Source organism: Butyrivibrio sp. INlla16, from assembly GCF_900104155.1.
Classification (GTDB): Bacteria; Bacillota; Clostridia; order Lachnospirales; family Lachnospiraceae; genus Butyrivibrio.
In genome coordinates this window covers 1-11,111 of record NZ_FMYB01000027.1, presented here as the reverse complement: position 1 = coordinate 11,111, position 11,111 = coordinate 1, and the positions used below count along the sequence as shown (strand labels likewise).

Here is an 11,111-nt window from a genome sequence, read left to right as displayed (position 1 = left end):
GTGTGACGAGCATAGAACCCTATACATTCTGGACTTGTTATAACCTTAAGAGCATAACCATACCATCAAGTATGAATAGCATAGCAGCATCGGCATTCGAAGACTGTACAGATCTGGAGACGGTTTATTATAGAGGTACGAATTGGGATACATTAAAAAGCAGCTTCCCAAGTGGTGTTACCTTGGTGACAACATTTACTATTTCCGATATCGATGATCAAACATATGATGGGGCTACATACAATCCTGATCCTACGGTAGAATTTGGAACGACGCTGAAAAAGGATGAAGATTATACATTAAGTTTTGAAAGGAAAAACGGCTCAGAGTGGGAGGCTGTTACGGATGCTATAGATGTAGGAACATATCGCGTTAAAGTAGCCGGAGTGTCAGGAACTGACTACGCTGATATGACAGAATACAAGGAATTTTCAATCACTCAAAAGAGCGTGACTATCACAGCCAGAGACGATTCTAAAAATTATGACGGAGATGAACTTACTAATAGCAGCTTTACATATACGGATCTTGAAGCGGGAGATGATCATTGTTTTACAGTGAGTATGACCGCAGACAGTACGATAACGGATGCCGGAACGCAGCCTAATGTTATAGCTACAGTAGACGGCGAAGCTGTGACTACCGGAACAGAAACCTCTATAGGAAACTATTTAATAACAACAGTAAATGGCACGCTAACAGTGGACAAGAAGAATGTAACGGTTAAGGCGCAGGACAAGGAATTTACATATGACGGAAATGCCCACAGCTGGCCGGAGTATGATGTGACGGGACTTGTCGGAACTGATTCGATAGAAGCTACGGTAACGGGTTCGATTAGTTCAGCCAGCCAAAGCCCCGTGGAAAATGTTGTTTCATCGTATAAGTTCACATCCGGAAAACCGGAAAATTACATTGTCACGACCGAAAATGGTCAGCTAACGATGAAAGCTGAAGAAGAGGAAGCCCCCAAAATAGAAGTTGAAGCTCCTGATAAGGAATCAACTGAAAACGCCGTGGCAAGAATATTCTTCTCGGGAATAAAGGTTTCCCAGAAAAATGGCAACTTCCGAATATCCTGGGATAAGACAGAAGGCGTATCAAAATACGAGGTTTACATGACTTACTGTGGAAGCCAATATTCCAGGAAACCTGTAGCAACAACCACAAACAATAAGGTTACGGTTAAAAAGTTAAACGGCAAGAAGCTGAACCTGAAAAAGAATATAAAGATCTACGTAGCTGCTTACGACAGCAGCGGAAACAACGTAGGCAAAACTGTCTCTTCCCACATATCAGGAAAGGACCGTAGTAAATACACAAATCCCAAAGAGATAAAGCTTACGACAAAAGCACTTTCATTAACAGCCGGAGAAACAGCAAAAATAAAGGCTACAGTGAAGCTTGAAAACAAAAAGAAGAAGGTTAGTGATGGCCACGCAGCACAGTTCCGCTATGCTTCAACCAATCCCGCCATTGCCACTGTCGACAAAAACGGCACAGTAACGGCAATAGCCAGCGGTAATTGCACAATTTACGTCTACGCTGTAAATGGCCTTGCTAAAACGGTAACAGTAACAGTCAAGTAAATCTGCATGATTTTTAATAGTAGGGGAGAAAAATGCTAGGAGAAAAGTGTTTCAAAAAACTATTGCTAATTGTAACAACAGTTGTCACAGCCCTGATATTTGCCGGCTCTATCCCCGGCAATACACTCACGGCACACGCTGCAACCAGCGGAAAATGCGGGCCAAATGCGACCTGGAGGTTATCTTCCGGTACTCTTTATATTGAAGGTAGTGGTGACATGTGGGGTAAATCAGAATATGCCAATACTAGCGATTTGCCTGCGTATGGTAGCGAATCAGACGTTTCCGAGATAGTAATCGGAGATGACATTACTTCTATTGGAGATCGTATTTTTAATAGTTTCTCCAATCTGAAAACAGTTACCATTGGGAAAAATGTCGATAGTATTGGCCAAATGGCTTTCGAATATTGCAAGAATCTGGAAAATGTCAACTTTCCTACAGATGGTAAACTAAGATGTATAAAAGTAAATGCTTTTAATCAATGCGGTATGTCAACTATAGCTTTACCTGACAGTGTTAAAACTGTAGAATATGGTGCTTTTCATAACTGTCCAAATTTAAAAACAGTCAAACTTTCAAGTGATATAGAGATCATTGAAGAAAGCGTGTTTGAATCGGATGAGAACCTTGAAAATATCAATTTGCCTGAAGGATTAAGAACTATATATAGCCATGCATTTGCTTCATGTAAAAAACTGGCAAAGATAACAATTCCTTCAACGGTTTGGGGAATAGGCGATTCTGCTTTTTCCAATTGCGGACTGACTGAACTGAATTTTGTTGAGGGATCATCTTACCTTCATATCGATGAAAATGCGTTTGCTTATAATCCCTTTGTACGTGTCAGCTTACATGATCATGTTGATTCCATCGGTAAATATGCATTTAGTTACTGTTCTAATCTCGAAGAAATTAACATTCCCTTGTATGTGAGCGAATTGAATGAAGGTGTATTCCTCGATACAAACGTTAGTTATATAAAAATCCCAAAAGGGGAAAGGGCATGGGAATCGCCTATAGAAGTATATGATTTTGCTCTCGGCACAAAAGCAAGCACGTTGACAATAGAAAGATACAGCGCTTCTGATATTTATTTTTCGGCTAAAGCATTTATAAATAGTAGCGGCCATTCTACTACTGTTAAACATAAAATCATCAAGAAAATTATTATCGATCCCGGTGAAGGTTTCGGAACCCGTGCAGAATTTGAGACATCTGACGAAAGCTATACTCTTCCCGAATGTACATTTGAGGCTCCTGCCGGAAAGCATTTTGTTGGATGGCTTTTGGGTGAAAATGAATATGCATTAGCTAAACAACCATTGGTTTCGATTCAGCTAATTGCTGATTTAGGAATCAAAGCTCTTTGGGAATCTCATGATCTCACAAAGTTAAGCGAACAGAAAGCAACGTGTACTGAAAACGGCCATATTGAATGTTGGCATTGCAGTGGTTGTGATAAGTATTTTAGTGATTCAGACGGCAAAAATGAAATTTCATTAGATGCCATAACTACAGAAAAAGCTACAGGTCACGACTGGGGCGAGTGGGTTGTAACCAAGGAGCCTACCGAGACAGAAGACGGTATTAAGACACGTACATGTAAAAATAATCCCTCTCATACAGAAACAGAAGTTATTCCCAAGAAAGGTAAATCACCGGAAGACAACAATAATTCCGAAAACGGTAATTCCGGCAATAACTCAAATACAGGAAACGGCGAATCAAACCCTGCTGAAACTGCAGCTCCCAAGGTTGAAAATGAAGCACCGGAACCAAAACCGGTAGACACCACATTTACTGACGAAGAACAGGCTGCAGAGTTTGTTGTAACTTCAGCAGATAAGCAGAATCCAACTGTTGACTACAAATGCACAACCAACAAGAAGGCAAAGAAGATCACAGTGCCTCAGACAGTTACTTTGGAAGGTGTTACTTACAATGTAACCGGAATTGCATCCAAGGCATTTAACGGTTGCAAGAAGCTTAAGACAGTATCCTTTGGAGACAACATTGAGAACATCAGGGCTAATGCCTTCAAGGGAGCCAAGAACCTTAAGACTATCAATGCAAAGTCAAGCAAGCTCACAAAGGACACCCTTGCAAAGAAAGCCTTCAAGGGTATCGGAAGCGGCGTAACCGTCAAGGTTCCCAAGAAGATGAAGAAGACCTATGAGAAGTTATTTGTAAAGAAGGGCCTTTCAAAGAGTGTCAAGATCAAATAAATAGTATTGAAAAAGGCGGAGGTATCAAAAACCTCCGCTTTGTGCATTGTTTATGTAAATTTAAGATTGTCAGCCAACTTAATATAGTACAATTTAATAGATAATGTTAATCCATGTTGGCATCGGTAAATATGAGAGCATTCTAGACATTTTGGTATACTTTTTGCGCACCTTTTTAGGCTTCTGCAATGCTATTTGTAAATGAGAGCGTGTTTTTTGCATTTTGGTATACCAGTTTTGAGAAATCATGGGTACCAAAACTCAGGAAAAACCTTTTTATTTACAAATGCTTGCCAAAAGTCTCTGAAAAGTGACCAAAATGTATACCAAAGTGGTGAAAACGCCTTTTTATTTACTTTTCCCATAGACTAAGGCTCCGATGGTCGTTGGGCAAGAATGGTCCAATAATATTTGGTGAAAATCGCATGATGCTAACATCCGTCTACAACAGTTCAATAAGCCTTAGGGAATATTGCTTATGAGGGCTCAACAATATGAAAAAAATAACTGCCGGCGATATAATGCACGTTTATGGAAGCTTTGGACAAGGATCAGATTATAGTGTGAGACTTGTTGTCCGAATGGAAGACGAGGTTGATGGCGATATTTTGAGGAAGTCGGTGGAATCAGCGGCAAACCGTTATCCGTACCTTCTTCTGAGAATGAAGCGCGATGATAATGAAATCTTTTACGAGGACAATGATGAGCCGATTGCTGTCCTTAACCAAAAGGAAAGAGTGACTCTCGGTGCAAAAGAAACGGGATATCACATGTGGGCAGTTTGCTACTTTGAAGATAAGATTTTCCTCGATTTCTATCATGGCCTGTGTGACGGAACAGGAATGTACATGGTTCTGTCCACGATGCTCTACTATTACACCAAGCAGAAGTACGGGGACGTTGAAAGCGAGGGCATCAGGACTCTTGATGATGAGATTACGCCGGATGAGTATCTTGATCCTCTGGATCAGCTGCCTGAGATTGATATCAGCAATATTCCTTCTCTCAAGCTTAAACCTGCTTTTTCACTGGTCGAAGATGGCGGCTTTACTCCCTGCGAACAGAGATTATTTGACGTTGTGATTCCTGAAAAGGATTTTCTTAAGTTTTCATCAGCAAATGACGCAAGCCCGGGAGTCATGGTGTCGATACTTCTGGCACGCACAATTGACAGGCTTTTCCCTGACAGAGATAAGGGAATAATGGGGTCTTATATAATAAATGCCAGACCTATGCTGCATGCCCCCAATACCCATCATAACTGTGTCAATACCGTTTTCTTTGATTATTCCGATAAGATCAAAGCAATGCCTTTTGACAGACAATGCACTGCATATCGTGGAAAAACCTTCATCCAAAGCGACGAGGAGAGAATACAGAAAACCATGACCGTTTCTGCTTCAAGGAATAAGGCAATTGCCAAGGCTACTCCGACAGTAGAGGCAAAAATGCAGACTTACGGCATGATGCTGTCAGGCGGCAGAAAACTGTTTACATGCATGGTAAGCTATGTCGGAAAATGGAAATATCCATCTGTGGGAAAGCATATAAAGGAGTTCTGGACTCACGTGCCAAACGCAAACGGACTTCTGGTTGAAATAGCTGCCGTAAATGGAAAGATTTTCCTGACAATGCATCAGAATTTTGAAGAAGACACAGTAGTAAGGGCTTTTGAAAAAGAACTAACGGAAAACGGCATAAGCTTTGAAACCACTGAAATGCTAAATGATGTGGCGCATATGGAACTACCGGAAAAAGTGTGATGTAAAAATTTCATTTTGATACATACACTGTATTAGTTATGTTAGGAGGGAGAAAATATGGACTTTATGCCTGCAAAAAAACTGGGATTCGGACTTATGCGAATGCCTCTCAATGACACTCACAATGATGCAGATGTTGATATCGAACAGGTATGTAAGATGGTGGATATGTTCCTTGAAAGAGGATTTACCTATTTTGACACAGCCCTTATGTATCACTCCTGCCAAAGCGAAAGCGTGGTGAAGAAGGCTCTCGTGGACAGGCATCCCAGAGAGTCATATACACTCGCAACCAAACTTCATAGTGCATTTTTTAACTCCATAGAGGAGAGAGACAAAGTATTCCAGGGGCAGCTAGAAAAAACCGGAGCCGGGTATTTTGACTACTATCTGATACATGGCATAGAGGGAGATATGCTCAATAAATATGAATGTCTGGACTGCTTTAATTTTGTCCTCGAAAAGAAAAAGGAAGGTCTTATAAAGCACGTGGGCTTTTCATTCCACGACACACCGGAGCTTCTCGACAAGATTCTGACAGATCATCCGGAGATGGAGTTTGTTCAGCTTCAGATCAATTACATGGATTGGAACAGTGAGTGGATCCAGTCAAAAGCCTGCTATGACGTTGCTGTAAAACACGGCAAGCCTGTAATCGTCATGGAACCTGTAAAAGGCGGCACACTTGCAAATAAGATGCCGGATGAAGCGGTGGCTCTTTTTACCGAACATGATGCGTCAATGAGCATACCAAGCTGGGCTATAAGGTTTGTGGCAAGCCTCGATAATGTAATGATGGTTCTGTCCGGCATGAGCAGCCTTGAGCAGATGGAAGACAACACAAGCTACATGCAGGATTTTGTGCCTCTTACTGAGGAGGAAAAGGACCTCTGCCTCAGGGCAGGAGAGATCATTAATAGCCAGATTGCAATACCTTGTACAGCCTGCTCGTATTGCACAGGCGGCTGTCCTATGAACATCTGCATTCCGAAGTATTTCAGCCTTTACAATGCAGACATGCGCGATGACTTAGAGCACAAGGGTTGGACAATAAATTTCTCCACTTACGGCACCCTCGGAAAGACTTTCGGCAAAGCAAGCGACTGCATAGCCTGTGGTCAGTGTGAAGGAGTGTGCCCTCAACACCTGCCTATCATCGACAATCTTAAGAAAGTTGCGGAACTTTACGAGCACTGATACCGTGCTGCAAGTAAAAATGTTTTAGAAAAGCTTTGTAGTGGAAATAAATACCACTACAGGGCTTTTTTAATTTACGGAAAGCCGTTATAGTAGAAGATGTGTTTTTAGTGAGGGAATAAGAATAATAGGGGATTCATTAAAGTAGGTTACAAATAAGATACTGTGATTTAAAATTACAACCGATATTTAAAAGCTTAAACGGGGATGAAACCCAGTAAACAAGCGGATGTCAAAAGCTTTTGACATTACAAAAAACACGAATGTAAAAGCCTTTTGATGGCAGCATTTTCAATATCTCGATATGCTGAGGTGGAAAGAGAGACATACGATATGGAACTTGGAAGCAGAATAAAAGAATTACGGAAAGCACAGAATATCAACCAGGATGAATTGGCTGAAAAGCTCTTTGTTTCAAGACAGACAATTTCAAACTGGGAAAATGATAAAAGCTATCCTGATATTCAGAGCGTGTTGCTGCTAAGCGAAATATTTGATGTCTCCGTAGACCAACTATTAAAAGGAGATGTTGAAAAAATGGAAAGAATCATCACAGAACAGACGCAGGCTGACATTAACAAGATGAACACCTATGCGATAGGAATGCTTATTTCAATAATAGCTATTCTTATCACGACACCAATACTCGCAGTTACTATTGGGTTCTGGTTCCTCATCCCATTTGCGGTATTGTTTGCATGCACGATGTATTTTGCCACAAGAATTGAAAAGTATAAAAAGGAATACAATGTACAGACCTACAAGGAAATCATTGCATTCACAAAGGGAGAAACACTGTCTCCTACAGATAAGATAAAAGAAGAGGCTAAAAGGCCCTACCAGAAAGCCCTGACCACAATAATATCAGCCGTTATTGCAGCTGTGGTATGCGGCGGCATAGGATTTGGCCTGATGCTCATATTTAAGTAAAAAAACAGATATTAAAAATACAAAATAATAAACTTTGGAGGATGAAAAAAGATGAACTTTTTAAACAACAAGTATGGATATGCAAACGGTATAGGACTTATGATGATTATAGTTGCAGGCTTTGTCGATATGCCCGCATATTTTAAGGGATTAATTCAGGGATACGGTTTCTGCCTGTTTTTAACTGCTTTATATTTAAGCTTCAAGCTTATGAAGAATAATAAAAAAGAGGCAGAGAACGTAGAAGAATAAATAAAAACTGAATAAAATGCTATATTCCGGGCAGATCATCAGCTTTGGTGGTCTGCTTTTCTTTTAAGTTTTCCTGGAACATGATTAAGGTTGCATTTTTCCTTGTGTTCCTACCGTTCATCTTAGTAGCATTGGTAGTTGGAGGTCTTGTTTACATAGCATTCCCGATACTTGTTGTCGCAATGATAATTGGCCTTTTGGTTAAAGAAGTGTAAGAAGGACGGAACTAAAGACGAGATTAAGTAACCCGGGAAAAGAGGGATACGAGGAGACGTAAGCAACCAAATTTAACAAAAAATAGCGTAATATGTAAGCTTCGCTTGGTAGACAGGCGGGGCTTACTTTTTTATGATTAAGAAAAATGTTAATAAATGTAGCAAAGGTGGCAGAAATATGAGAAAGGTATACTTGGATAATATTCGCTGGATAACAGTAGTGCTGGTTGTTATCTATCATGTAATTTACATATTCAACGGCGTAACAGAGCATGGAATCATCGGTCCCTTCAGTGATCATCAGCCCCAGGATACGTATCAGTACATTGTATATCCTTGGTTCATGTTACTTCTGTTTGTGGTATCCGGCATGTCAGCCCGCTATGAACTGGTTAAACGAACAGAGAAGGAATTCATCAAAATAAGGACAAGAAAATATCTTGTGCCATCAACAATCGGACTTCTGGTTTTCGGTTGGGTTCTTGGCTACTACAATATGCTTATTTCCGGTGCATTTAATTCCATGAACAACGTACCGGGGCCAATCATTTTCCTGATAATGGCTGTCAGCGGCTCAGGTCCTCTGTGGTACATTCAGATGCTCTGGGTCTTCAGCCTGATACTGGTACTGATTAGAAGGATTGAAAAAGACAGATTCTACAACATCTGCGGCAAGGCCAATCTTCTGATAGTTATACTTCTTGTCATACCCGTGTACGGAGCGGCGCAGATACTTAACACACCGATAATAGTGGTATACAGATTCGGTATTTACGGACTGGGCTTTTTGATTGGCTACTTTGTACTGTCCCATGACGAAGTGATGGATCGACTTGGCAAAAACTGGCTGTTATTAAGCATCCTTGCACTCGCATCCTGCGTAGCTTTCGTGATTTTATATATAGGTCAGTCTTATCCGGATCATGTGGTTCTGGATACAATATTGTGCAATGTATACGCATGGTTTGGAACTATCGGTATACTTGCCTTCATGAAAAAATGGGGCAATTTCGAGAATGCTTTCGCAAAGTGGATGTGCAAAAAGTCATGGGGGCTCTACGTATTCCATTATCTGATGATAGCAGTCAGCGGATGGTATCTGCATACATTATGTCCAACCCTTGCACCTATCATCGTATACCTGCTGGTTACAATAGCAGCATTCGCAGGCTCCTACCTTCTGTATGAGATAATGAGCCGCATACCTTTTATAAGGTGGTGTGTACTTGGGATAAAAAAGGAAAAAAGTAATCAAGTATGAATTATGTTCTAGCTGCGTTGGTTAAGGGCGCTACTAGTAAAAAAGAGGGATACGAGGAATCGTAAATATCATTTGGGCAGGGCAGGCCGTTATCTTTGCGAGAGGGCCTGCTTATTATGGAAATTACCACTGGAAGGATATGACCGAAAAAAATGCTCTAAAAGAAAAATAGCTATGCCGTTTTTGCCTAAATGAACATTTATCAGAAGGGCAGAAAATCCTAGAATAATCTCATAAACAATGAGTTGCTTCAAAGGAAGCGAGGGAAAGGTTATGAGAGAAAGAAGACTTAGAAAAAGTGCAGATCAGAAAGTTTGTGGCGTATGCGGTGGCTTGGGCGAGTATTTTGGGATTGACCCTACGATTATAAGAGTTATCTATTTGGTTCTCTTATTTACTACAGGCATAGGAATCCTTCCTTATATCATCCTTGCTATAGTAATGGATGATGCACCGGAGGGTGCAAAGACCACAGGTTACTATGAGAAAGAAAACAGTTACTCGGCAAATGATTATTATGAATCAAGTGAACCTGTTGGTTTTAAGCCTTTTACAGATAATTCAGAGATCAGAGGCTTTAGCATCTAAGAAATATAAAAGAGGAGTATCCGGATATCCTTTTGGATATGCAGGGCTGTTCAATTAAGCAGGATAATCTCTTTCTACTGACACAGCTATTACTTGAAGAAAAAGGAAGAGCCCTGATTGACACGACAACCATTAACGGAATAGAATGATATAAATGATTGCAATAATGATTATTATTGCATGTTACATCTAGCGAAATGAGCCGACCCCATCGGCTCATTTTGTGATTAATGCTGTTTTTTAATATATAAAGCGAATCCCCCAGACAATGCCTGAGGGATTCAGTGTAAAGAGAATTATAGCGGAAAGTAGGTAATTAGCATGCAAATAAATAATTCTAATATAATTAATTTTTGATATGGTATATCTAAAACTATTGAACCATTTCGATAGTGAATTTGCTTGGTGAGTCCATGCAACAGAACAGTCACCATATCATCAATGTCAGTCATTAGTAATTCCGTTACCGTATGAATTTGACCACTTTCCGATCTGCTTTTTATCATTTCCGTAAAAAATCACTGCTTTATTATACTTCTTTGATAAAGATTTGTTTCCGCTTTTCTTTATACTACTCTTCAGATCTGAGCCTTTTGAAATGTAAGCTGAAGCTGATTTCATGAGTTTTTTGAATGCATTCATATCCACGACGGTGACAGACTGTGGATTATGATGCTTTTTGAGATCATTTTTGGCGTACGGCCAGATGATAGTATGCTGTTTAGCCATTCTTATTGCAGCATCTTTCATGGTCTCTCCGGATACAAACATTTGAGGCTTCTGGCATGATGGTGGGTACTATGCCAGTCCTCTGATGTATATTTGCAATTGAAAAACCATCTGTGTTTCTGTAATGTATTAGCGTCCAAACTACAACATTCAGAAATACCAGAGGTACCCACAGATGGTTTCTGCTAATACATTATGTAAAAAATTGCTCAATGTCAATCATGCTGTCGTAGAAGATGCAAACTTCTATCTTGATCGGGATGGTGTTACCCACCTCAGAATCCATGCGCGGACGGATAAATGGCATCAGGATGATTGTCCGTTCTGCCACAGACGCTGTCCTCGTTACGACCAGAGGA

9 protein-coding genes are annotated in these 11,111 nt (G+C 40.4%); 8 read left to right on the top strand and 1 reads right to left on the bottom strand.

The features are described from left to right. The 8 genes from BLR42_RS13120 to BLR42_RS13085 all read left to right on the top strand — a co-directional run. A partial coding sequence (locus tag BLR42_RS13120) for a leucine-rich repeat protein (protein ID WP_170832766.1) occupies positions 1-1,589 on the top strand: 1,589 nt, incomplete at its 5' end. Between the two features lie 32 nt (positions 1,590-1,621). Next, entirely contained in the window at positions 1,622-3,817 is a 2,196-nt protein-coding gene (locus BLR42_RS13115; protein WP_091869936.1) for a leucine-rich repeat domain-containing protein, read from the top strand. A gap of 494 nt (positions 3,818-4,311) precedes the next feature. Next, positions 4,312-5,580: a hypothetical protein gene (locus BLR42_RS13110; protein WP_091869933.1), complete on the top strand. Its 1,269-nt coding sequence runs from the start codon at positions 4,312-4,314 to the stop codon at positions 5,578-5,580. 57 nt (positions 5,581-5,637) lie between these two features. Then, a complete protein-coding gene (locus BLR42_RS13105; RefSeq protein WP_330387362.1) occupies positions 5,638-6,777 on the top strand; it encodes an aldo/keto reductase in 1,140 nt (379 codons plus the stop codon). A 279-nt stretch (positions 6,778-7,056) separates the two neighbouring features. Next, a complete protein-coding gene (locus BLR42_RS13100; RefSeq protein ID WP_022762357.1) occupies positions 7,057-7,707 on the top strand; it encodes a helix-turn-helix domain-containing protein in 651 nt (216 codons plus the stop codon). A 51-nt stretch (positions 7,708-7,758) separates the two neighbouring features. Beyond that, on the top strand, positions 7,759-7,959 hold the full coding sequence (locus BLR42_RS13095) for a hypothetical protein (protein ID WP_091869930.1): 201 nt from the start codon (positions 7,759-7,761) through the stop codon (positions 7,957-7,959). 393 nt (positions 7,960-8,352) lie between these two features. Continuing rightward, entirely contained in the window at positions 8,353-9,435 is a 1,083-nt protein-coding gene (locus BLR42_RS13090; protein WP_091870071.1) for an acyltransferase family protein, read from the top strand. A 273-nt stretch (positions 9,436-9,708) separates the two neighbouring features. Beyond that, positions 9,709-10,023 (top strand): PspC domain-containing protein, encoded by a 315-nt coding sequence (locus BLR42_RS13085; protein WP_044915962.1) that lies wholly within the window; start codon positions 9,709-9,711, stop codon positions 10,021-10,023. Between the two features lie 444 nt (positions 10,024-10,467). Here BLR42_RS13085 and BLR42_RS13080 read toward each other — a convergent pair whose 3' ends face one another. After that, complete coding sequence (locus BLR42_RS13080) at positions 10,468-10,773, bottom strand: hypothetical protein (protein WP_139165157.1); 306 nt, start codon at positions 10,771-10,773, stop codon at positions 10,468-10,470. Positions 10,774-11,111 lie beyond the last annotated feature (338 nt).